General features: G+C 42.1%; 27 protein-coding genes. 16 read left to right on the forward strand and 11 right to left on the reverse strand.

The genetic code is table 11. The features are described 5' to 3' along the window. Positions 1 to 2: 2 nt before the first annotated feature. From AC5W2J_RS09500 to AC5W2J_RS09515, 4 genes are all read right to left on the reverse strand, one after another. Positions 3 to 287 (reverse strand): hypothetical protein, encoded by a 285-nt coding sequence (locus AC5W2J_RS09500; protein ID WP_496059229.1) that lies wholly within the window; start codon positions 285 to 287, stop codon positions 3 to 5. A 288-nt stretch (positions 288 to 575) separates the two neighbouring features. Beyond that, positions 576 to 1,559: a tryptophan--tRNA ligase gene (gene trpS / locus AC5W2J_RS09505; protein WP_496059230.1), complete on the reverse strand. Its 984-nt coding sequence runs from the start codon at positions 1,557 to 1,559 to the stop codon at positions 576 to 578. Positions 1,560 to 1,635: 76 nt separating this feature from the next. Beyond that, positions 1,636 to 1,824 carry a hypothetical protein gene (locus AC5W2J_RS09510; protein WP_496059231.1) on the reverse strand — a complete coding sequence of 63 codons (189 nt, stop codon included), beginning with the start codon at positions 1,822 to 1,824 and terminating at the stop codon, positions 1,636 to 1,638. A 68-nt stretch (positions 1,825 to 1,892) separates the two neighbouring features. Further along, a complete protein-coding gene (locus AC5W2J_RS09515) occupies positions 1,893 to 2,885 on the reverse strand; it encodes a sodium:calcium antiporter (RefSeq protein ID WP_496059232.1) in 993 nt (330 codons plus the stop codon). A 185-nt stretch (positions 2,886 to 3,070) separates the two neighbouring features. Here AC5W2J_RS09515 and AC5W2J_RS09520 point away from each other — a divergent pair, with 185 nt between their 5' ends. After that, positions 3,071 to 3,343, forward strand: coding sequence for a YciI family protein (locus AC5W2J_RS09520; protein WP_496059233.1), 273 nt, complete (start codon positions 3,071 to 3,073; stop codon positions 3,341 to 3,343). 110 nt (positions 3,344 to 3,453) lie between these two features. Here the strand turns inward: AC5W2J_RS09520 and AC5W2J_RS09525 are convergent, their stop codons facing one another. Beyond that, the gene (locus AC5W2J_RS09525) at positions 3,454 to 3,984 is read right to left on the reverse strand and encodes an HD domain-containing protein (RefSeq protein WP_496059234.1); all 531 of its coding nucleotides are present in this window, start codon (positions 3,982 to 3,984) and stop codon (positions 3,454 to 3,456) included. A gap of 340 nt (positions 3,985 to 4,324) precedes the next feature. On the opposite strand from AC5W2J_RS09525, the gene AC5W2J_RS09530 reads away from it, so the two are divergent. The 7 genes from AC5W2J_RS09530 to pepF all read left to right on the forward strand — a co-directional run bounded on the left by AC5W2J_RS09530 (position 4,325) and on the right by pepF (position 11,327). Continuing rightward, positions 4,325 to 5,533, forward strand: coding sequence for a putative glycoside hydrolase (locus AC5W2J_RS09530; protein WP_496059235.1), 1,209 nt, complete (start codon positions 4,325 to 4,327; stop codon positions 5,531 to 5,533). Positions 5,534 to 5,673: 140 nt separating this feature from the next. Beyond that, the gene (locus AC5W2J_RS09535) at positions 5,674 to 6,246 is read left to right on the forward strand and encodes a GNAT family N-acetyltransferase (protein WP_496059236.1); all 573 of its coding nucleotides are present in this window, start codon (positions 5,674 to 5,676) and stop codon (positions 6,244 to 6,246) included. Positions 6,247 to 6,309: 63 nt separating this feature from the next. Continuing rightward, on the forward strand, positions 6,310 to 6,444 hold the full coding sequence (locus AC5W2J_RS09540) for a hypothetical protein (protein WP_496059237.1): 135 nt from the start codon (positions 6,310 to 6,312) through the stop codon (positions 6,442 to 6,444). 280 nt (positions 6,445 to 6,724) lie between these two features. Continuing rightward, positions 6,725 to 7,120 carry a transcriptional regulator SpxA gene (spxA, locus tag AC5W2J_RS09545; protein ID WP_120192454.1) on the forward strand — a complete coding sequence of 132 codons (396 nt, stop codon included), beginning with the start codon at positions 6,725 to 6,727 and terminating at the stop codon, positions 7,118 to 7,120. A gap of 385 nt (positions 7,121 to 7,505) precedes the next feature. Further along, positions 7,506 to 8,177, forward strand: a complete 672-nt coding sequence (gene mecA, locus AC5W2J_RS09550; RefSeq protein ID WP_496059238.1) for an adaptor protein MecA — start codon at positions 7,506 to 7,508, stop codon at positions 8,175 to 8,177. Between the two features lie 92 nt (positions 8,178 to 8,269). Further along, the gene (locus AC5W2J_RS09555; protein WP_496059239.1) at positions 8,270 to 9,439 is read left to right on the forward strand and encodes a competence protein CoiA; all 1,170 of its coding nucleotides are present in this window, start codon (positions 8,270 to 8,272) and stop codon (positions 9,437 to 9,439) included. Between the two features lie 73 nt (positions 9,440 to 9,512). Further along, positions 9,513 to 11,327, forward strand: coding sequence for an oligoendopeptidase F (gene pepF / locus AC5W2J_RS09560; RefSeq protein ID WP_496059240.1), 1,815 nt, complete (start codon positions 9,513 to 9,515; stop codon positions 11,325 to 11,327). 16 nt (positions 11,328 to 11,343) lie between these two features. On the opposite strand, the gene AC5W2J_RS09565 is transcribed toward pepF, so the two are convergent. The 4 genes from AC5W2J_RS09565 to AC5W2J_RS09580 all read right to left on the reverse strand — a co-directional run bounded on the left by AC5W2J_RS09565 (position 11,344) and on the right by AC5W2J_RS09580 (position 14,430). Beyond that, positions 11,344 to 12,297 carry a ClpXP adapter SpxH family protein gene (locus tag AC5W2J_RS09565; RefSeq protein ID WP_496059241.1) on the reverse strand — a complete coding sequence of 318 codons (954 nt, stop codon included), beginning with the start codon at positions 12,295 to 12,297 and terminating at the stop codon, positions 11,344 to 11,346. 22 nt (positions 12,298 to 12,319) lie between these two features. Next, on the reverse strand, positions 12,320 to 12,703 hold the full coding sequence (locus tag AC5W2J_RS09570; protein ID WP_496059242.1) for a globin domain-containing protein: 384 nt from the start codon (positions 12,701 to 12,703) through the stop codon (positions 12,320 to 12,322). A gap of 349 nt (positions 12,704 to 13,052) precedes the next feature. Further along, on the reverse strand, positions 13,053 to 13,793 hold the full coding sequence (locus tag AC5W2J_RS09575; RefSeq protein WP_496059243.1) for a lytic transglycosylase domain-containing protein: 741 nt from the start codon (positions 13,791 to 13,793) through the stop codon (positions 13,053 to 13,055). Between the two features lie 31 nt (positions 13,794 to 13,824). Beyond that, positions 13,825 to 14,430 carry a CYTH domain-containing protein gene (locus AC5W2J_RS09580; protein WP_496059244.1) on the reverse strand — a complete coding sequence of 202 codons (606 nt, stop codon included), beginning with the start codon at positions 14,428 to 14,430 and terminating at the stop codon, positions 13,825 to 13,827. A 128-nt stretch (positions 14,431 to 14,558) separates the two neighbouring features. Here AC5W2J_RS09580 and AC5W2J_RS09585 point away from each other — a divergent pair, with 128 nt between their 5' ends. The 4 genes from AC5W2J_RS09585 to AC5W2J_RS09600 are packed head-to-tail and all read left to right on the forward strand — an operon-like array spanning position 14,559 to position 17,329. Then, a complete protein-coding gene (locus tag AC5W2J_RS09585; RefSeq protein WP_496059245.1) occupies positions 14,559 to 14,945 on the forward strand; it encodes a UPF0738 family protein in 387 nt (128 codons plus the stop codon). A gap of 12 nt (positions 14,946 to 14,957) precedes the next feature. Then, positions 14,958 to 15,614 carry a GTP diphosphokinase gene (yjbM, locus tag AC5W2J_RS09590; protein ID WP_496059655.1) on the forward strand — a complete coding sequence of 219 codons (657 nt, stop codon included), beginning with the start codon at positions 14,958 to 14,960 and terminating at the stop codon, positions 15,612 to 15,614. A gap of 1 nt (position 15,615) precedes the next feature. Next, the gene (locus AC5W2J_RS09595) at positions 15,616 to 16,410 is read left to right on the forward strand and encodes an NAD kinase (RefSeq protein ID WP_496059246.1); all 795 of its coding nucleotides are present in this window, start codon (positions 15,616 to 15,618) and stop codon (positions 16,408 to 16,410) included. A gap of 4 nt (positions 16,411 to 16,414) precedes the next feature. Further along, positions 16,415 to 17,329 (forward strand): RluA family pseudouridine synthase, encoded by a 915-nt coding sequence (locus AC5W2J_RS09600; RefSeq protein ID WP_496059247.1) that lies wholly within the window; start codon positions 16,415 to 16,417, stop codon positions 17,327 to 17,329. Here the strand turns inward: AC5W2J_RS09600 and AC5W2J_RS09605 are convergent. Together AC5W2J_RS09605 and prpE are read right to left on the reverse strand one after the other, a co-directional pair. After that, the gene (locus AC5W2J_RS09605; RefSeq protein WP_496059248.1) at positions 17,316 to 17,753 is read right to left on the reverse strand and encodes a hypothetical protein; all 438 of its coding nucleotides are present in this window, start codon (positions 17,751 to 17,753) and stop codon (positions 17,316 to 17,318) included. The genes AC5W2J_RS09600 and AC5W2J_RS09605 overlap by 14 nt on opposite strands. 17 nt (positions 17,754 to 17,770) lie before the next feature. Continuing rightward, the gene (gene prpE, locus AC5W2J_RS09610) at positions 17,771 to 18,523 is read right to left on the reverse strand and encodes a bis(5'-nucleosyl)-tetraphosphatase PrpE (RefSeq protein WP_496059249.1); all 753 of its coding nucleotides are present in this window, start codon (positions 18,521 to 18,523) and stop codon (positions 17,771 to 17,773) included. Positions 18,524 to 18,737: 214 nt separating this feature from the next. Here prpE and fabI point away from each other — a divergent pair, with 214 nt between their 5' ends. The 4 genes from fabI (at position 18,738) to AC5W2J_RS09630 (ending at position 23,152) form a co-directional block, all read left to right on the forward strand. After that, complete coding sequence (gene fabI, locus AC5W2J_RS09615; RefSeq protein WP_496059250.1) at positions 18,738 to 19,520, forward strand: enoyl-ACP reductase FabI; 783 nt, start codon at positions 18,738 to 18,740, stop codon at positions 19,518 to 19,520. Between the two features lie 179 nt (positions 19,521 to 19,699). After that, complete coding sequence (glcT, locus tag AC5W2J_RS09620) at positions 19,700 to 20,527, forward strand: glucose PTS transporter transcription antiterminator GlcT (RefSeq protein ID WP_496059251.1); 828 nt, start codon at positions 19,700 to 19,702, stop codon at positions 20,525 to 20,527. A gap of 192 nt (positions 20,528 to 20,719) precedes the next feature. Further along, a complete protein-coding gene (gene ptsG / locus AC5W2J_RS09625; protein WP_496059252.1) occupies positions 20,720 to 22,783 on the forward strand; it encodes a glucose-specific PTS transporter subunit IIBC in 2,064 nt (687 codons plus the stop codon). Positions 22,784 to 22,918: 135 nt separating this feature from the next. Beyond that, positions 22,919 to 23,152, forward strand: a complete 234-nt coding sequence (locus AC5W2J_RS09630; RefSeq protein ID WP_496059253.1) for a hypothetical protein — start codon at positions 22,919 to 22,921, stop codon at positions 23,150 to 23,152. Positions 23,153 to 23,174: the final 22 nt, after the last annotated feature.

The following is a 23,174-nucleotide window of genomic DNA, read 5'->3' on the forward strand; positions in this document are numbered from 1 at the left end:
TCCTACCTTCTTGTGCCTTTAATATCCATTAATGATTTATGAAGCTCAAGCAGGCCCAGGGAGAGAATGGACTCTGCTGAGTTTTTCTCCGGCTGCATGCCGACCTTATCGAAGTATGACATAATGTCTTCTATCTGGTCTTTCTGCTCCTTGTATAAGCGCAGATGAGTCAGCAGCGTTTCATTGCCGAGCTCTCGGGAAAGCTGATTAATTTCTGTGACCAGATTGTCGTATTCGGATAATTTCCGGTAATAATATTCCTGTTTTCGTTCCCGGCTGGTTTCCATGACCTCACCTATATGATATGACATACATATAGTATAGGATGAATAGCGGCAAATGAAAACTAATCACAAAGAATGCGTTTACAACTATAAGATGCTCGATTATACTGAGATTAGGTACATATAGGAAAGGGGCTTAATAATGGAGGGTTTTGCTTATTTAGTCATGCAGATTTTTACAGCCATCTATTTTTTTGGAACGTTTGCCGCCTTTTTATTTGTGGGCAAAGTATGGAAGAAACGAAACGGATATTAAAAAGGACAAACCTGGAAGTCCCAGGCTTGTCCTTTTTATTTGCGGCCGAGGCCCATAGCCCGTTCCGCTTTGGTCAGCATTTTGATGGCACGGACATTTGCCCGTTCAGCCCCGTTATCTAAAATGCTATCCAGTTCCAATGAAGTCATTAAATCATGATAACGTCCCTGGATAGGCTCAAGAACGGAAACAACGGCTTCTCCGACAGCTTCTTTAAATGCTCCATAGCCTGCGTGTCTGTATTCGGAGACAATATCATTGACCGTGCGGCCTGAGCACTCAGAGAAAATAGTTAGTAAATTTGATACGCCGGGTTTATTTACCTGATCGTAATATACTTCATTTTCCGAGTCGGTTACGGCGCTTTTGCATTTTTTTCGAATCGCAGCAGGCTCATCGAGCATAGAGATGAAGCTTTTCTGATTGGAATCGGATTTGCTCATCTTATTATCCGGCTGCTGAAGAGACATAATGCGGGCTCCGTTTTTTTCAATTTGTACTTCGGGTATAGTAAAAATATTGTTGTACTTGTTATTAAAGCGTTCCGCTAAATTCCTCGTCAGTTCGAGGTGCTGCTTTTGATCTTCACCAACGGGAACAATATCTGTTCCATATAATAAAATATCAGCAGCCATTAAAGGCGGATAGGTCAATAAAGCCGAAGAAACGCCATCTTTTCCGGTAGATTTATCTTTAAATTGTGTCATACGCTCGAGTTCCCCAATGTAAGATATGGCCTGCATCATCCAGGCAAGCTGGGAGTGGGCGGGTACCTCGGACTGAATGAAAAGAACAGACTTTTCCGGATCAATGCCGGAGGCCAGATAAAGAGCAGCGAGACTTTTAATATTATGACGAAGTTCTTTTTTCTTTTGAGGTACCGTGATAGCATGCTGATCAACGATGCAGAAATAACAGTCATTTTCCTCCTGCAGCGGCGGAAAATGACGCAGTGCGCCTAGATAATTGCCGAGTGTTAACGTTCCGCTCGGCTGAATGCCTGAAAAAACGGTTGCCATGATTGATTCATCCCTTCTGCGTGCTTAACTGCTTCCTTTCATATCATATCGAAACTACTTGGCGGAGTAAACGAAATCAGTCGTTTCTTCTATTTTTTTTACTGGAATGCTTTTTAGCTGTATAAAAACACCATAAAAGAAAAGCGGCAGCAAGTAAAAATGGAAGAATATCATCTGCTAGAGTAGAAACACCGCTGTAGGATAAAAGGATACATATTACAATTAGTCCGGCTGAAATCATGAGAAGCAGCTGCATTTTAAACATGATCGATTCTCCTTTTTAAACACAGAAGAGCAGCGGCTTTCCAGCCTCTGCTCTTCACGTTGTCTGTATTAATTGGCTATAAAAATAAGATAAGAGGATACAAAATAAATAACGACGATAGCGATGGATGGAAGTGCATAGTAACGAATGACTTTTTTTCTGGCCCGCATAATCGAGTATACAAGAATGCAGGATAAAAGTGCAATGGCCGTAGAAGTAATTAGGTTTGTCCGGCTGGACGCGGCAATAACCGGTCCTTGAAAATAGAAAATATCACTTACCGTTAACAAAATCATATTAAATAAGTTACTCCCTAAAATGGATCCTAGTGCCAGGTTGTAATTACGGAGTTTAAGAGCGATGAAAACAGAGACACCTTCCGGCAGGGAAGTAGACGCGGCTATTAAGAAGCTTCCGACGAAACTGGCACCGATGCCGGTTCTTGTAGCAATGCCGTCACCGCTGAAGGTGAGAGCAGAGCCTGCAATTAACGTAATAACCGCAGCAATGAGAAATCCCGTCTGGGCTTTTTTCAATGTAACGCTTTTTTTAGGAAGCGGAGCTTTTGCTTCTAAAGAAGGAGCAGCTACTTCATTGGAGCCGGTAAATTTATTAATGATGATCATTCCAATAACATACGTCAGCAATATAATAATGGAATCAATCCCGATGCCCAGTATGGATATATCTGTCCGGATAATTAATGCAAAGAAAACCAGGGCAGTTAAAAATACTCCAAGCAGAGCGGTGTATATATTGGATTTGGCCATGCTGGCAAAAATTTTGTCTTTACGATAAACAAGGTCAAAAAAACCGATGATTAAAATATTAAATAAATTACTTCCGAGTACGTTACCGACTGCTATATCCGGGCTGTCGATTAATACAGCGGTAACGCTGGCTGTGACCTCGGGAAGAGAAGTGGCACCTGCAAGTAGAATAGTGCCGACCATCATTCCTCCCCATTTGGATTTTTCGCTGATGACATCAGCATATGTTGATAATTGAACAGCTGCAAATATAGTGACCAGAGCAGCGACGAGAAATAAAATGTAAATCATGGGTTCTCTCCTTCTAATGATGGAATGTAGTATAAATTCAAATTTGATCTTCTTTAGTTTACATTAGGATTGAGAAAAGTAAACAAAAACCGCACCAGCCAAAATAAATGAAAGTACATCCATTATTTTTTTTCAGCAGCCAAGAAGGTATAATAAAAGAGCACAATAAAAAGGAGAGTGACAGAATGTCAATATTTGCCGTATTTTTGCCTATGAAAGATGAACAAAAAAGCGCACAGTACCGCCCCCAGCATCTGGAGTTTCTCGAACAGCTTCATGAAAGCGGACATGTGCCGGCTTATGGGAAATTCGCCGATGGCAGCGGAGGTCTTGTGATGTATAAAGTAAACAGCTATGAAGAGGCAGAGAATCTTGTAAAAGAAGATCCGTTTGTAAAAGAAGGGGCAAGAACATACGAAATACGCGAATGGGTGATGACATCCAGCGAATGGAAATAAAAAAGCTAATGCAAAAAAAGCCCGCCTCGGAACAGGCGGGCTTTTTGTATGCTGTCTATGTAGAACAATTCCGGATAAAAGCTGAGCTGCTTTCCGGAATGCCTGGAGTTTTAGTGCGTGTTCTGAAGAGGTGTGGCGGACTGTTCAATACGAAAGTCCAGGTCACCTATTTTCTTAGCTGCCAGTTCGTCAGTAATCTGGCGGTAGTGATGGTTTCCGTTAGGCTCCTCGTCTCTTTCATCGGCGAGAGCTACTACTTCCTGCAGACTGTTACGGTAAACGGTCTGCTCGGGCAGATACGAATCTGTGTGAAGAAGTACGGCTAATGCTATTTCTTTAGCTGTTCTTGGATCTTCTCCGAGGCGTACCAAAAGCTTATGTGCTCTTTCCGCCCCTTTGATGGCATGAATATCATTTGCTTTATAAGAATCAAAATCCCATTCTCCGTCACGATACCATTCGTAATGGCCCATATCATGCAGGAAAGCGGCTTTTACAGCCAGGTCCGGATCAACCTGGTATTGCTTTGCCAGTTCAAATGCATGATAAGAAGTAGAAATAGCATGAGCAAGTCCGGACCGCTTCACGTATTTCTGAGTAATCGGGTGTTGATAAATCTGCATCAGCGTCACTTTTCTCATGTTTTTTCCTCCTTTTATCTTTACTGGCATCATCTATACCTTTTATATAAAATAAATGTTTTTTACAGGTAGTGCCAGATATAAAAAATAGTCCCCACCTAGGAGTTCTTCCTAAATGAAGATATTTTAATTAATATACCATAAATAAGGATTGAAAAGCAAGAATAAATGCATATTAGTTAAGCGAGATTTGAGCTTTTACCTATTATGTAATTTTTGGACAAAAACTAGTCATAAAGAAAGGAAAACAAGAAAATAATTACAGTTAATACTTGGTAATTACACAAATTATATGTATAATTTTACCTAGAAAGATACATACATACAACTGGGGGCACTTATGAAAAGAACAGTATTGAAAGCAGGCGCAGTCCTCGTAGTGGGAGGACTCGCAGCACTCCAGGCCGCACAGCCGGTTCAAGGCGAGGAACAGGGAGCCGCACACGTATACAAAGAATTGGGTAATATGGAGGTGCAGTGGGAAGGATCTTCCAGATTTTTTCATGACTCCGGGTATAATTTTGAATATCCGGATGCTGTTCGGGGTGTTTACGTTACGGCAAACTCTATTGTAGGAGAAAAATCAACAGGTTTATTCGACTTAATGGAAACGACGGATTTGAACTCTATGGTTATTGACATAAAAGATGACTTTGGAAACCTTACGTTTATGCCGCCGGAAGATTCGGATCTGCCGGAAATAGGGGTAAATACCATCGCAGATCCAGAAGCAATGATGCAGCAGCTTGAAGAGCACGAAGTGTACCCGATAGCAAGAATTGTTGTGTTTAAAGACACGGAGCTTGCCGAAGAGAGGCCGGATCTATCATTTACTGAAAACGGAGAAGTCTGGAAAAACTCCCGCGGTGAAGCATTTGTTAATCCTTATGAAAAAGAAGTGTGGGACTATAATATAAGAATAGCAGAAGAAGCAGCAAAACTTGGATTTAAAGAAATACAATTTGACTATGTACGTTTTCCGGAAGGATTTGAAACACGCGATGAAAGTCTTGAGTATTCCAGAGGAGACTTTGGATCAGAAGGAACGAATACAGAACAGCGCGTTAATGCGGTTAACAGCTTTGTAGGATATGCCAGGGAAGAGCTGCAGGAAAAATATGATGTAGACGTTTCTGTAGATATTTTTGGAAATTCAGCAGTAGTTGGAACAGAGCCCGGTATCGGCCAGAGCTTTACAGGTATTTCGGAACAGGTTGACGTTATTTCTTCTATGATTTATCCAAGTCACTGGGGACCGGGTTCATTTGATATTGATAAACCGGATCTGTACCCGTATGAGCTGACAAAAGAGTATGCTGTATTGGAAAATGAAGTGCTGGGAGGTTTGGAAGAACCTCCGGTAACACGTCCATGGATACAGGACTTCACGGCAAGCTACCTTGGAGCTGGGAACTATATCAGCTATGGGGATCATGAAGTGGAAGAACAGATCCGAGCGCTTAACGAAGAGGGAATTGATGAATACCTGCTCTGGGACGCCGGCAACAATTATTCCGCAGACGCAGACTATACACCGATAAGCGATTAGTAGCGAAACCGCCTTTTATAAGGCGGTTTTTTTGAACTCTTATTAATCTGCTGGTACATGGATCATTTTTAACCGGTTACATATTGAGGCATAAACACGTATAATAGAAATAACATAAAGGGAACCAGAGGGGGAGAAGTATGAACTGGTATGATAAATTAAGCCAATATTTTCCTATTGAAGAAATGAAGTCAAAAGAACATATGGAACTGCTGTTGAAAGAAAAAAGTGATATTTATCATAAAGATGAGGGCAAAGATTATGTTATTATGTACGTAGAGACAGAAGATTTTGTGTTTATCGATTACCTATTTGTATCAAAGAATTCACGAGGGCAGGGCCTCGGTAAAAAGCTGCTTGATTTGTTAAAAGAAAAACAAAAGCCTATTATTCTGGAAGTGGAACCTCTTGATTACGAAGACACCGATACGGAAAAAAGACTGAACTTTTATAAGAGGGCCGGTTTTGAACATGCGGAGTCTATCGGTTACACAAGAAGATCATTATCTACAAAAGAATTGAATACATTGGAAATCCTTTATTGGTCTCCGGAAAATGACAGCGAAGAATTAATATACGAAAAAATGAAGCACACGTATGAGCATATTCATACGTATAAGGATGAACAGTTATATGGAGAGTCCTATCAGACTGTTGATGAAGTTCTATCTTTTTCAAAAAACGACAGCCCTGTAAAAAAAGAAAAAGCCTAAACCATTTAATCCTTATGAATGATCAAGTATAAATTCAATTACCTCTTAGAGGAGGTGGGAGAAATGAAAGGCAAAACGAAAGAAAAGCGCAGGCGCAAGAGAGAAGTGCTAAAAGAACTTCTCCGTAAAAATTTAAAAGACTGGAAAACAGCACCAGCTCCAAAAAGTGGATCGGCTTCTGCGAAGCTGTCTGCTTAAGGCGCAGCATAAAAATAGAGGCCATAAATAGTGGTCTCTATTTTTTATTATTTAAAATAAATATAAAAAAAGAACCATATATAGGTTTTGTACATGTAATAAAAAGGTATTGTAAAGTATTGTCCAAAACCATCCTTCTATAATAGAGAACATATATTCACATTTAGCCTTTTCAAATTAGAATAATTATTGTATAATTATACTTGTAAACAGAATGATTTTATTAATGGCTCCATCATATAAAAAACCTTGTTAAGCAAGGAAGGAGAGGTTCATTCGAATGGTAACCTTACTCACATCGCCAAGCTGCACATCATGCAGAAAAGCAAAATCATGGCTTGAAGAAAATGATATCCCTTTTGAAGAAAGAAATATCTTTGCTTCTCCATTAAGCATCGATGAAGTAAAACAGATCGTGCGCCTGACAGAGGACGGCACAGATGAAATCGTATCTAAACGCTCTAAAGTATTCCAAGAGCTTGATGTAGAGCTGGAGAGCCTTCCACTGCAGAAACTCTTTGCTTTAATAAGCGAGCATCCGGGATTATTGAGACGCCCGATTATTTTTGACGAGAAGCGCCTGCAGGTAGGCTACAATGAAGCAGAAATCCGCCGATTCCTTCCAAGAAAAGTTAGAACGTTTAATTTAATGGAAGCACAAAAAATGGTAAACTAATGTAGAAAAACTTTCGCTTTTAATGTGAAAGTTTTTCTTTATCTTTTTTATCCATTATTTCTCAATTACTTTTATTGATTATCAGTTTAAATATATACTGAGAAAGTTTGTTCAAAATAATGAAAAAACTTATAAATAGATCATGCCTTTTTCTTGACTTATAGAGCGTAATCGTTGAAAATATACACTTAATAGGACTACTATATAAAAATACATGTGACGCTCCGCTCCCCCCTTAGTAAAAGGGTGCTTGCATTGGGATGAGCACATATAATACAAGCCGTATCTGCATCGAATTGTTACCTGCAGAAAAGGATGCTTGAGTTTTCATATAACTAGAGAGAAGACAAAACGAGCACCACCTTATATAAGGAGGGAGAAAATCGTGGAAATCGAAAGAATTAATGAATCCACTGTAAAGTTTTTTATTACCTACAAAGATATTGAAGACCGGGGATTTGACCGGGATGAAGTATGGTACAACCGTGAACGCGGAGAAGAATTATTTTTTGAAATGATCAATGAAGCTCATGACCAGGAAAATTTTGAAATTGAAGGTCCACTTTGGATTCAGGTTCAGGCATTGGACCAGGGAATGGAAATTGTTGTCACGCGCGGCCAGATTACAGACGGCAACGTGAAACTGGAAATTCCCGTCTCACAGAATAAATCTGATGACATCCCGGTAGACGATAATATTGTTGATATGCTGGATGATCAGTTCAAATCCACGCAGAAAAGCCGTCATACCAATAGCGGTCAGGATTCCGAAGAGCTTGAGATTGTTATTGCCTTCGCCGATCTTGAAGATCTTATTTCACTAAGCCACGCTTTTGATGCTAAGGGTGTCCAAAATGAAATATATTTCTTCGAAAATAGGTATTATCTATACCTTATGTTCGATAATCAATATTCAGAAGAACACCAGGATGATATGGTCAGTCACGTACTTGAATACGGCCAGGAATCTGATGTTTCTATTTTCCGTATTAAAGAATACGGAAAGACCATTGTGGGAGAAGAAGGACTCAGCGTAATCAAGTCCAATTTTTCGTAACACAACGAGTACAGATAGCTATACCGCTTCTTAAACACTGTGTAAACGGTGATTTGAGGAGCTTTTTTTTGTGAAAAAAAGGAGGAGAGGCGTTGTTCATTGCAATAAATGAGGAGGGAAAACGGATTTCATTGTTTCAACCGCACTCAGCAGAAACCTTAAAAGGTTGTTTTCGGTGTGAAGTGTGTAACGAACGGGTGATTTTAAGAAAAGGCACTAGAAAAAGATGGCATTTTTCGCATCGTTCCCAGGCAGCATGTACGACTTCTGGAAAAGTCGAATCAGATCTTCATATAACAGGGAAAAACTTGCTGCAGCAGTGGGCCGCCCAATATCATGATGTGGAAATAGAAAAGTTTATTCCCGGCATCAACAGAAGAGCAGATGTATTGGTAAAAGCGGATGAAAAAATTTACGCGCTGGAATTTCAATGTGCTGTTATATCAGAACGGGCACTAATAAGCCGCACAAAGGATTATCGATCCTGTGGAATTGAACCGGTATGGATATTCTGTTCGAAGAATATGCGGGTGAAGCCAAATGGGAAACGTTTGATTCATTCTTTCGAATGGATGGCGCTGCGGGAATCAGCGGATAGACGCTCACGATTTTTAGTGTATTTGGATCCACATGCAGAAACGTACAGTCTGGTCAGGGCCTCCTCCTATCTATTGGACGATCAACTGCCTGCGCTTCATTCCATCCGGGAGTGTTCGTTTAGGGATATTATCGAGGGAAATATGATTCCGGCACAAAAGACGTTCAGCGTGGAAAAATGGCTGCAGCTTAAAAAGGATTGGCGCTTTAAACCGCAGACCTGGATGGGAAAGGCAGATGCGACTGCATTAAAAGAACATATGCTGAAAAAGCAATCGGACGCAGCTTTTTTTCCTTCCGAAGCAGGGTGGCCTGTTTTCGGGCATGAATATTTTATTACACCTATTTACATATGGCAGACCTGGATCCTGTTGGAGGTCTTTCCTTCTTTTGGTCACCGAAAGAACGGCTTCACGATCGAAGAGGTTGTACACTGTATAGAACAGAAAATAACAGCTGACATTTTCCGCATCCGCTCTTTTCCTCAAATAGACCAGCCGCTTAAAACGGTCCTCCTTAATTACTTGTTCCTTCTTTGCCGGTTTGGCTGTCTGTCCTATGGGCATTCTTCAAGGTCGTTTTTCATAAAATTTCTTCCTTCTCCAGAGTCTTCTCTTATGGAGGGATACAATAAAGATAAGCGTTACAGCATTTGCCTGCAGTAAACAAGAGTCAACATTGGCAATCAGAAAGCAGGTTCGGTAAAATAAATAGTGGAAACTAAATGGAGGTGTCAACATGGCAGAGCAATCAACTGCACCTCTTCCGAAGCGGGAAGAGGTCAAAAAAGAATGGACATGGGATCTTAAAAATATTTTTTCTTCTGATGAAGAATGGGAAAAAGAATTCACGTGGATAAAAAATAATATGAATACTCTCGAGGAATACAGAGGCAGACTGCATACGAGTGCAGACACACTTTACAAATGCCTGGAAACGCAAAGCAGTATTACGGAACGGTTTGGGCGCCTTTTTTCATACGCCCATATGAAATACGACCAGGACACCGGTAATTCCCATTACCAGGGGTTGGAAGACCGGGCATCGGGACTGGCTGCCCGACTGGGGCAGGCAATGGCTTTTGTAACCCCCGAGATTCTTGCTCTCCCGGAGCAGATCCTTGAATCGTTTATTGAAGAACACGAAGGGTTATCTTTGTATAAACAGGCGTTAGAGGAAATAAACAATAAGCGGCCTCATATTCTCACCGAAGCAGAAGAGTCTATTATGGCGCAGGCTTCAGAAGTGACGAGCAGCCCGGGAAATATATTCGGCATGCTCAATAACGCAGATATAGAATTTCCTGTTATACGGGATGAAAGTGGAGAAGACATTCAGGTCACGCACGGCCGTATAATACGCTTTCTGGAAAGCTCTGATAGAAGAGTCAGAAAGGATGCGTTTGAGGCGGTATACAGCACGTATAAGAAGTACCGGAATACGCTGGCAAGTACACTTAACGGCCAGGTGAAGAAAAACTTATTTCAGGCAAACGTCCGAAACTATGAATCAGCCCGGCAGGCAGCATTAAGTAAAAATAACATTCCGGAAATAGTGTACGATCAGCTTGTTGATACAGTAAACAAAAACCTTCACCTGCTCCACCGTTATGTGAAGCTTCGTAAAAAAGTACTTGGGTATGAAGAAATTCATAACTATGACCTGTACACTCCGCTCGTAGACGATACGAACATGAAAATACCTTATGAGCGGGCAAAAGAACTCGTGCTTGACGGTGTTTCTCCTTTAGGTAAAGAATACCGGGAGACTGTTGCCAGCGGTTTTAATGAACGCTGGATTGACGTTTATGAGAACAAGGGAAAACGAAGTGGAGCTTATTCTTCCGGAGCTTATGGAACAAAACCTTTCATTTTAATGAACTGGCAGGATAATGTAAATGATACCTTTACGCTGGCTCATGAACTGGGTCACTCCATGCACAGCTATTTCAGCAGAAAGCATCAGCCCTATCTGTACAGTGACTATACTATTTTTGTAGCAGAAGTAGCGTCTACTGTAAATGAGGCTTTATTAAATGAACACATGATTAATACAGCAAAAGATAAAAAAGAAAAGCTTTACCTTCTGAATCATTTTCTTGAAGGATTCCGTGGTACTGTTTTCCGTCAAACAATGTTTGCTGAATTTGAACAGCTCATTCATGAAAAAGCGGCCTCCGGGGAAGCCCTCACACCGGATTCTCTGGAAAGCCTGTACTTTGATTTGAACCGTAAATACTTCGGGGAAGACATTGCCCTGGATGAAGATATACGATTGGAATGGGCAAGAATCCCGCATTTTTATATGAATTTTTACGTCTATCAATATGCTACCGGCTATAGTGCAGCTGCGGCTCTTACGAGAGGTATTCTGCAGGAAGGGCAGCCGGCAGTGGACCGCTACCTGGAATTTCTTAAATCAGGAAGTTCGGATTACCCTATTAACGTACTGAAAAAAGCGGGTGTTGATATGACTTCGCCGAAACCGGTGGAAGATGCGATGCTTTTGTTTGAAGATACGTTGGAACAAATGGAAAAACTGCTGGAAGAATAATAAAAAAGCCTTCTCCTTATTTAATAGGAGAAGGCTTTTTTGAACTGGCTGGAATGGTGCTTACATACTTCCAGAATGAGCCGTGTTTAACAGGCACATGTTCTATTTTACGCTGCAGAACAAGCTTTTTTAATTGGGCTTCTGTTTCTTTTTCCGTCCAGTCGAACACAACGGCTACTTCTTTTGTAGCAACAAATTCATATTTCTGCAAAAACTTTTCCAACGACAGGTGATTGGATGGGACGGGGAGTTCGCCGAGCATTTCCGTCAGGATATCTACATACACCTGGTATGGATAAAGCCCGGAAATTTTCAAGCCGCCGTCTTCAACCCTGTCATTAAAGAAAACGAAAGTAGGGGCGTAATCTATTTCCATTTCTTTTGTTGTTTTCACATCGCACTGCAACGCTCTTGCGGCACATGGGGAAGCCATATCCCGTTTGAATTCTTCTATATCAAGGCCAACGTCTTCGGCGCACTGTAACAGGACGTTCTCATCGGTAATATTCTGCTTGGATAGAAACAGTAATTCCCGGATACGTCTGAAAAAAGACGTAGCAAGCTGCTTGCCCTGCATTTCTGAAGCTTTAATAGCCAGGGAAGGCATATAAGGGGAGTCAAGGACATTTTCCAGCCAAATATCCCCATCGCAGGACATACCGGTTTTGCTTGCTGTTTTGTCATAGTAGTCAGCCAGATACTTTTGGACTTTTGGCTGTTTGTGTTCTCTTTTATTCCAGCTTTCCAGCTGGGCCGCTACGAAAAAGCGAATGGAGAAATACTGTCCGTACTCCAGAAAAAGTTTTTTCAGCGTTGGTTCAAACGCCCAGCATTCCGGGCACAGTGGATCAATAAAAATATAGAGTTCAATTTTCTTTTTTTCGCGTTTATATAATAACGTATCATCCTCGGAAGAGATTCCGCAGATTCCAAGGGTATTATCACATGAGAGGCTTTCATCGTATGTCATGGGAGTTCTGACTCCTTCCTTGCTATTCTTCCGGTGTGTTAACCATGTGTTTTGCTGTATAAGAGAGTCGGGTAAAAATGTGCTCCCGCACAGGATCTTCCACCTCTGCTTCGTCCATCGCCCTGTCCATACAGGCAAGCCAGGCTTCCGCGCGGGCAGGGGTTATTTCAAAAGGCATATGGCGTGCTCTAAGCATAGGATGTCCATGTTCTTCTGTATATAAAGCAGGTCCTCCCAAAAATTGGGTTAAAAATTGCTTTTGCTTTCTGGCTGTTTCTCCTAAATGATCAGGAAAGATAGGCTGAAGCATAGGATCTTCTGATACATTACGGTAAAATATATCTACCAGTTCACTCAGTTTATCTTCTCCGCCAAGTGCTTCAAACGGTGTTAAACTTTCAGGCATATCTATCCCTCTTTTTTATATGAATGCATTAGTAAGTGTTCCCCATGCTTATTTAGAAATCCGTTCTGCAGAGCAAGCGCTGAAGGCATATTCTGCATCATTCCCTTGCTTAAGATAACGGGTGCTGTCCAATTATGCAAGCATTACGAATTCATATGTTTATTCCATACATATTCTTAAGTGAATTTTGATTTTTCAGAGAAAATAACCTAAAGACAACTTACATAAATTCATTTATTCTTCCAATTACTCTCATTCTAACAATAGGAAAGGTAAAACAGCAAACAATATGAACATTATGTGACAAAAAAATTCGGACATAAAAAAACCGCCATGTGTAAATGGCGGATTACGTAAGAGAACGGAATGTATTTAATACTTTAGGAACATATGCCTGGGTTTCCTTAAAAGGCGGAATGCCGTTATGTTTATCGACGTTACCCGGGCCGGCATTATAAGCGGCCAGTGCCAGTTCTTTGTTTCCGTTGTATTTATTGAGCATATCTTTAATATATTTTGTGCCTCCCTCAATGTTTTGAGCAGGATCGAGAGAGTTTTGAACGTTTAAATATTTAGCTGTTCCAGGCATAAGCTGCATAAGCCCTGCCGCCCCGGCATGGCTCTTGGCGCTGGGATTGAAATTGGACTCCTGTTTAATAATAGAATAAATCAGCTTGGGGTCTACTCCATGCTTGGCAGCTGAAGCTTCAATGAGCGACTTGTAATGGTTGTCAGATGGAATGGCACCGGAACCTGCCGCCGCGCTCGTGCTGGTCTCGTTTACGGAAGCAGGTACAGAAGCAGGTGTTTCAGCGGCCGCTTCTGATGGCGGACGGGTCAGCGCAGCGGCCCCATTTTGAAAAAAGCTCATTGCGTCCTGAACGGATAAGAACAAAGAGAGAGGGGAGCCTTCTCCGCCCATAAGCTGCTGGGACTGGCCAGTATCTGGATTACTTCCGCCCGACATAGCCTGGTCTATCATGGATGGAAAAGCGGAAAGCATGGAAGAGAATGCTCCGGCTCCGCTTTTAGCTGTATCTGTTGTATTGTAGGAAGAACTGGGAATAAAAAAAGACTGGTCAATATTCATACTATATATCACCTCATAAGTAAATTAGTGTTCAAGATAACGGAGGTTCCGATTGAGCGTATTTCCGATTAAAAAAACGGGCTATTTTATTGGGAGCCGACCTTACCGGGATATCAAATGTAGTTAAGAGCCTGGTCATTAATTGCTCAACTTCTTCTTCGGAATAGGATTCAATCTCCACTTCAAAATCTTCTGTATCTAAGTATTGGCTGCAATCGAGAAATACTTCGCCGTCATGCCAGCGTATGGAAGCGCGCTTCGTGTGGAGCGTACCCAGCTTTTGAAGGTCATGTAAAGAGAGCTGTAAAGAAGTCTGCAGCTGCTCTGCCACTTCGCCTTCGGGAAATAAAGTGCGGTGAAGTATATCTTCTTTTTCTTTATCGGTCAGGTTTTGATTTGTTTCAAGTAAACCGGGAATATTTTTATTTTTTTGTTTAAGAGTGAGTTCAGCGCTGCTGCCTTTTTCTCTTATCCTAAGGGCAGACCCGGCCTGCTTCAGGGAAAGATCCGGGGTATCAAAATATGTATTGGCCTGGTTGAAAAAATCTTTTTCTTTTAACTGAAAATATACACATAATGCTTCAAATTCCTTTTTATTAAGCATATTCTTTTTTTCGATTTCATATTCCTGTGCCATATTTATACGTCCTTTCTGCAAGACAACTGTATTAAAATTATGATACCATATCGAAGGAAAACCATCTTTGCCGCGTAAGAGAACAAATATGGTAAAATATGAAAAGATACATTAAAAGAGGTGCTTATATGGAACATATGCTTACGGTAACAGAAGCAGCATGGAAAGATAATAAATTAAAGCTGTATCCAATAGAAGAATGGCCTATTATGGAATGGAAAAAACTAAAAGACGGCATGAGAATGCTGGCAGACTCCAACGCTTTAACTTTCGTTTACGTTCTGGACACAGAAGAGGCATTCATCCAGCTCAGGCTTCCTAAACAAATCTGGCCTGAGCTTGCAGAAGCTGTCAGGCGGGAAGCGGAGGTCACTGTTGAAGGCCCGACATCGATTACGCTTGATTCCTTTCAGCAGGAAATGGATTACCTTCTTGATAATATTCCCGGCAACAGCAATTACGGAAGCGAAATGGTGAATGCGGTAGAAGACAATTTTCTCCCTCAAAATGACTAATGGCGGTGAATGATAGTGAGCAACTGGGATACATTTCTTTCTCCTTATAAACAGGCGGTAGAAGAGCTTAAAGTAAAACTTAAAGGTCTCCGCGAGCAGTATAAGCTTTCGTCCAAGCATACGCCTATTGAATTTGTGACCGGACGTGTGAAGCCGGTTACGAGTATTCTGGAAAAAGCAAAACTTAAAAATATTGCTTTGGACGAATTAGGTGAACAAATGCAGGATATTGCCGGAGTGCGCATTGTCTGCCAATTTGTAGGAGATATTGACACCATTGTTGAACTAATAAGCAGCCGTTCTGATTTTAATGTAGTAGAAGCAAGAGACTACATTAAAACAAAAAAGGAGAGCGGCTATCGTTCGTATCACATGGTTATTGAGTATCCGGTTCACACCATTGACGGAGAAGTAAGCGTGCTTGTAGAAGTTCAAATACGGACGATGGCTATGAACTTTTGGGCCACGATTGAGCATTCATTAAATTACAAATACAGCGGAGAAATTCCTGAAAATATTAAACAGCGGCTGCAAAGTGCTTCAGAGGCTGCTTTCCGGCTTGATGAAGAGATGTCTATGATTCGTGGGGAAGTAAGAGACGCCCAGCAGATTATCCTCCGGAATAAAGAAGGCTACCGCAGAGATCAGGAAAGAAGGGAAGGGGGATAATATGAGATATACGATAACAAGCAGAGGAGACGACACGTCAAACTCCTTAAAGAAAAAAGTGGACCGGTATTTGAGAGAATTCGGGCTTACAGAGGACAGCGAGAAACCGGAAATCGTTATCACGATTGGCGGAGACGGCACGTTTCTTCATGCTTTTCATCAATACAGCGATCTATTGAGTGAAACCTGTTTTGTCGGGATACATACGGGACATCTTGGGTTTTATGCAGACTGGAAACCGGAAGAAGTAGAAAAGCTGGTCATTCATATTGCCAAAACCCCATTTCAGGTCGTGGAGTACCCGCTGCTTGAAGTGGTAGTGCGCCACTATGACCGTCCGCAGTCTGATCGCTACCTTGTGTTAAACGAATGTACGATCAAGACACTGGAGGGCTCTCTTGTCTGTGATGTGGAGATAAAAGGGGAACCTTTTGAAACGTTCCGTGGAGACGGTTTATGTATATCGACGCCCTCAGGGAGCACCGCGTATAATAAAGCGCTTGGGGGTGCTATCCTGCACCCATCTCTTGCTTCCATGCAGATTGCCGAAATGGCTTCCATCAACAACCGTGTATATCGTACGGTCGGCTCGCCGCTCATTCTGCCCCAGCATCATACCTGTCTGCTTAAGCCGTTAAATGAAGTAGATATGCAGATTACGCTTGATCATAAATCCATCGTTGATCAATGTATCAAATCAATTCAATGCCGGGTTGCGGAAGAAAAAGTCCGTTTTGCCCGTTTCAGACCGCTTCCCTTTTGGAAACGGGTCAAAGAATCGTTTATTGGAGAGTAAAGAAATGAATTCCTTCCGCTTTATACGCTGGACCGCATCGTCTTCCAAGACCGTTCACGATTTTTTGCTGCACGAAAAGAAAATATCAGCCGGATTTAAACGGAAAATAAAAAGAGAGGGCCTCGTTATTGTTAACGGCAGGCCCTCTCCTCTTCGTAAAAAAGTAAATAGGGGAGATCGTATTGTACTGTGTGTGCCCGTCAAAGCACCGGAAGTGTTTATACCTTCCTTTTATCCATTTGACGTCATCTACGAAGATGAGCATCTTCTCGTTATCAACAAGCCGGCTCCTCTTCTCACCATGCCGGGACGAAAAGGCGGAGAACCAAACCTGGCAGAGGCAGTGTTGTATTATTTGCAGCAGAAAAACCAACCGCTGTCTTTTCATGCGGTCTCAAGGCTCGATCGGGAAACAAGCGGGGTTATTATTATAGCGCTGCATGCTTATGCCCACGAAAGGCTCTCTCACTATTTTGACATGAACCCCGGCAGTAAAACGTACCAGGCGCTCGTGCAGGGAAACACAGGCTGCGCAGAAGGGAATATGACCGGCCGTATCCGCGTGAGAACGGACAGCATTGTTACGAGAGAAATACATGAAGATGGAAAAGCTGCCAGAACAACGAGAACCACCATTGAAGCCGCAGAAAATGCCTCGTTTGTAGAACTGGTACTGTACAGCGGAAGAACGCATCAAATCCGTGTGCACATGCAGGCAGCGGGACATCCACTTTTAGGGGATACTTTATATGGAGAGCCTTCTGCCTGGATAAACAGGCAGGCGCTGCATGCAAGCCGGATTACGTTTGAGCATCCAGTAACGAATAAACCAATGTCACTATACGCCGGCCTGCCGGGTGACTTCCGACAGGCGCTGGAACTGGCGGGCATCAATGCTCCCGTCCTTAGCGATAGCTGACGTCCACATCGGTCATAGGTAAAGTCTGCAGGGAATCATGGTTATCATCATATACATTCACTTGAATGTTGTTTTGCAGTGCTTCTTCAGATGCGCTGCCGTTGTAATCAAACTGCTCGTGTAAAAACCGGCCGTAATCCGGGTTAATCGTGAACTGTTCGGGAACCCCTCTTTGGTCGGTATTATAGTATAGCGTTGATGCTTCGAGCTGAGAGGCCAGTTCGTCATCAAGTATTTCGAATTCAGCATACATGGTTTCGGTATCCCAAGGTCTGTCATTTTCTATTAATGCCTGAATAATAAGAGATGACGTGTTGGGGTCAATGACAATAGAGCTGCTTTCAGTATCTATAGAAAGACTGGTCGGCTCACAGGCAGCCAAAAGAAAGCAACAGCTTATTAATAACAAAATTTTTTTCAGCACTGGCATCCACCTTCTACCTACATAGTTATATTTGATTCATCGAACGGAAATTTAGCCGGGAGAAAAGAGTAAGAAGAAGAAACAGAAATAGTTTTCTTTTCGGGATATTGAAAAGCCGTTAAAGCATTTCCAAACACACAGCCGGTATCAATATTTACTGTATTATTTACATATCTCGCGGCAAGAACAGGCGTATGGCCGTAAATGATCAGACGGCTTCCCTGGTAATGCCGGGCCCAGTCTCCGCGGACAGGAAGACCGTTTTTATCCTTTCGGCCTGTTACGTCACCGTATAACACAAATCGCTCTGCTTCCTTTGAATAACTGCCATATAAAGCTTCCGTTAGACCGGCGTGGGCTGCTACTACCTGTGCCTTATCAAGCGGGGCGTACAACGGCGCATTTTTATATAATACAAGAAAGGAAGAAATGATCGTTTTCCGCTTCGACGCAGAAAGGCTGTTTATTTCGTAAACGGTCGTTTCGAGGCCGTGATTTACCGTTACAGGTCGTCCAATCAAATATCTGTACAGTTTGTTACAATGATTGCCGGGTACATATACGGCCCGGCCGGAGGAAACCATTTCAGATACTAATTGAATAACATCAACAGAGTTGTCGCCGCGATCAGTGATATCTCCGACAAAAACGACTTTTCTGCCGTTTGGGTGGGCATATGCTTTGCCACTCTTTTGATAGCCGAGAGCGGTAAGAAGCTCACACAATTCTTTAAAACATCCATGTATATCGCTGATAAAATCATATTTCATACTGTGTAAATCCTTTCCGGTAATCTATCCTGGTTTTTGTTTTCTTATTTTTTACGTAATACATGTGGTTATGTTTCTTTTTTTCCGCAAACAACAAAGAATAAACGAGAAAAGATTCTTTGAAAAAGCGGATAGGAGAATAATAGCTGACATGATATACTAGTTATTAATAACAGGTAATAAATTATGCAGATATAACAAAGGAGTGTCGTACATGAGTTTTTCTTTAGAAGGACGCACATATGTCATTATGGGAGTGGCGAATAAGCGAAGTATCGCCTGGGCGATTGCCCAAAGCCTTTCCAAAGCAGGGGCAAGGCTCGTATTTACGTATGCAGGAGAACGCCTTGGTAAAAATGTCCGCGAACTGGCTGATTCGCTCGACCGGGATGACTCTCTCGTGCTGCCATGTGACATATCAGAAGATAGTGCCATTGATGAAGCATTTAAAAAAATTAAAGAAGAAGTAGGCGTGATCCACGGACTCGCTCACTGCATTGCCTTTGCCAAGTCGGAAGAACTTGAAGGCGAGTATATGAATACGACGCGCGAAGGTTTTCTTCTAGCCCAGAATATCAGCGCGTATTCTCTTACAGCTGTGGCAAAAGCCGTAAAAGAAATGGATTTAATGAATGAAGGGGGCTCCTTTGTCACGCTTACATACCTGGGCGGAGAAAGAGCCATTAAAAATTACAACGTTATGGGCGTGGCAAAAGCCTCGCTTGACGCAAGCGTCCGTTATTTAGCCAGTGACCTCGGCCAGTACAATATCCGAGTCAATGCTATTTCAGCAGGTCCGCTTCGTACTCTTTCAGCTAAAGGTATCGCCGGATTTAACAGTATTTTAAAAGAAATGGAAGAAAAATCTCCGCTCCGCCGCCCGGTAACACAAGAGGAAATCGGGGATACGGCATTGTTCTTAATGAGTGATCTTTCCCGTGGAATCACAGCAGAAATTATCCATGTAGACGGTGGTTATAATACTGTCGGCATGTAATATGTTTAAAAAAGAGAGGCTTTTATCTATACAAAAAGCCTCTCTTTTTTGTATGATATGATAGGTATACATAAGCTGAACCAGCAAAGTATGCAAAACTATGCCACATACATTTGCCGGGCATGCGTTCTTTATAAGTTATCATCCGGGACAAGTTGGAAGCAAATGGGGTTGAATAAATGAAAGTGCTCAAAGTGTTAAATAACAACGTAATTATAGCAGCCCATGAAGATTACGGCGAAGTAATCGTAACGGGAAAAGGGATAGGATTCGGAAAAAAAGCGGAGGACAGTACATCTGAGAATGCTGCAGAGAAATTTTTTGTATTGAAGGATGTGCACGAGCAGGAGCAATATAAGCAGCTCATTAATCATGTAGACGAATCGTTTATTGCCTGCATGAATGAGTGCATGGTGATACTGGAAGAATATTTCCAGGTCCGGCTGAATGAGCATATTCATGTCAGTCTGACAGATCACTTGTTTTTTGCCATAAAACGGCAGAAGCAGGGATTGTCATTTAATAATCCTTTTCTGGAAGAAGCTGAAATTGCCTATCCTGCTGAATACAAAGCCGCAAGAAAAATTCTGCTGCATGTAGAAAAATGTACAGGCAGCACGCTTCCGGAAGGTGAAATTGGGTTCGTTGCGCTGCATATTCACAGCGCGCTGACGGATAAAGATATTCATCAGATCAACAAGCATACTCAGATTATCGGGGATTTAACACGAACTATTCAGCAGAATCTTGATATTGTGATTGACTACAAAGACCTTGATCACCAGAGGCTGATCCGCCATATTCAACAGGCAATTGATCGTATTGAGAATGGGGACAGCAGAGATGAACCCGATTCTTTAAAAAAAGTATTGAAAGAAGAATATCCTGTGTGCTATAATCTTGCTTGGAAGCTCATCAAGATGATGCAGCATCAATTACACGTAACCGTACCGGAAAGCGAAGCAGTGTATTTAACGATTCACTTGCAAAGGCTTTCAACTAAATAAAGCACATTCCAACCCGTGTGACTGGTAAAGCAGGCATGAGAGAAACGAATGGTTCTGATGATGAAAGAAGAGGCAGGGTGGCTTTTCTTTGATCGGTAGAGCTTTTTTCTCTCATGCCTTTTTGTGTGCTAAAAAAGAAGTATTGGTGCGTTGTTAAATGATGTAAGCGTTCTAAAAAAAGGAGGAAAAGAAATGAAAGAAACGTTTAAAAATTTATTTGGGCTGCTTCAGCGCATAGGTAGAGCATTAATGCTCCCTGTAGCACTTCTGCCGGCAGCCGGTCTGCTTCTTGCTATTGGAACAGGGATGCAGGAAGAGAACATGGTCAGCATTTTTCCATTTTTAACAAGCGACTTTTTTGTACTTTTAGCTAGTCTCATGTCCGAAGCAGGGGGAGTAGTGTTTGATAACCTCGCTATTTTGTTTGCGGTAGGTGTAGCGATTGGCCTCGCAAATGGAGACGGGGTAGCGGGTCTTGCAGCTTTAATAGGGTTCTTTATTATTAACGTTACGATGAGCGTACTTGTCGGTATTGACGCTGATATGGTTGCAGATAACCCGGCCTACGCCAGCGTATTAGGTATCCCAACTCTTCAAACGGGTGTGTTCGGCGGTATCATTGCCGGTATCCTCGGTGCTTACATGTTTAACCGCTTTTACAAAATAGAGCTTCCTCAATACTTAGGCTTTTTCGCAGGGAAGCGTTTTGTTCCGATCGTTACATCGATCGGCGGCCTGATTATTGGTGCGATTCTTACATTCGTATGGCCTCCAATTCAGGAAGTATTAAATACATTTTCCTACTTTATGACGGAATCGAATCAGACGCTTGCTGCATTTATATTTGGTGTAGTTGAAAGATCACTTATTCCATTCGGTCTTCACCACGTATTCTACACACCAATTTGGTTTGAATTTGGCACATACGTAAACGCCGCCGGTGAAACGATCCGCGGGGACCAGCGCATTTTCATTGAACAAATGAGAGATGGAGTCGATTTTACAGCTGGAACGTTTATGACAGGTAAATATCCATTTATGATGTTCGGCCTTCCTGGTGCAGCACTTGCGATTTACCACTGCTCAAAGCCGGAAAATAAAAAATATGTTGCGGGTATCATGGGCTCAGCCGCACTAACTTCTTTCTTAACAGGTATTACGGAGCCATTGGAATTCAGCTTCTTATTCGTAGCTCCTATCCTATTTGGTATTCACGCAATTTTTGCCGGATTGTCCTTTATGGTAATGCATCTATTGGATGTGAAAATCGGCATGAGTTTCTCCGGGGGAGCGATTGACTACTTCCTATACGGTATTGTTCCAAACCGGACAGAATGGTGGCTTGTTATTCCAGTAGGTCTTGTATTCTTTGTGATCTACTACTTTATGTTCCGCTTTGCGATAAGGAAATTCAACTTAATGACGCCGGGCCGTGAAGAAGCATCTGCAGCAGTAAGTGCCGGCGGAAAAGGCGAAATAAGCGAACTTCCGTACAATGTGCTTGAAGCCTTCGGCGGCAAAGAAAACCTGAAGCATTTAGATGCGTGTATTACACGTCTTCGTATTACGGTAAACGATAAATCACAGGTAGATAAAGATCGTCTGAAGCAGCTCGGAGCAGCAGGTGTAATGGAAGTCGGCAACAATGTCCAGGCTATCTTCGGACCAAGGTCCGATGCAATTAAAGGTCAAATGCAGGATATCATTGCCGGCCATACACCATCAGAGCCAATTGATAAAAAGCCGGATTTTGACCCGGATAAAGAAGCAGAACCAGCGATTGCGCCGGATCTGTCAGAAGAGAAATCTATCACATCTCCAGCAGAAGGACGTATTCTTCCGCTTGATGATGTACCGGATGATGTATTTTCCGGACGCATGATGGGTGACGGTTTTGCGATAGAACCGGCTAACGGCGAATTTGTGTCTCCGGTAGACGGAAAGATCAACAACGTTTTCCCAACAAAACATGCGATTGGTATTATTGCTGACGACGGACGGGAAATTCTTCTTCATATCGGTATTGATACAGTAGGTATGCAGGGAGAAGGATTCGAAGTCTTCGTTTCAGAAGGAGATATCGTTGCGCAGGGCCAGACCCTTGTAAAAGCTGATCTTGCTCTTATAGCGGAGAAAGCTAAATCAACCATTACTCCTATTATCTTCACGAACTTGAATGAAGGCCAGAAAGTAGAAGTGAAAAAAACAGAAAAAGTATCCAAGAATGAAGCGGATATTATTAACATTTCCAAATAAGAGTAAAGGTCTGCCTGCAAAGGCAGGCCTTTTTTTATTTTCATAAAGCAGATGAAAATAGTTATATAGGCATGAGGGATTCTTTTATATAAATACAGGGTATACTATCAGTAAAAGCACGAGAGGATGAGGAGTATGGGGTATGTTCCGCCGGTACCAAATGAGGCTGCTATTTTATATGGAAGCAGACAAGTAGAAAAACCAAAGGGCACAGCAAAAGTAGCTGGTCCTAAAAGAATAGAAAGTATTTCCCCGGTAACCGATAATGAATCGCCCGATCCGGATGAAGAAAGAGAAATTCTGCAGAAGCGAAGAGAAATAGAGCAGGATCTTTACGGAAAAGGAAACAGATTTGATCAGCAGACATAGAAAGGAGCCGGCATTTTAGAAT

The organism is Sinobaca sp. SA16-1 (assembly GCF_059510515.1).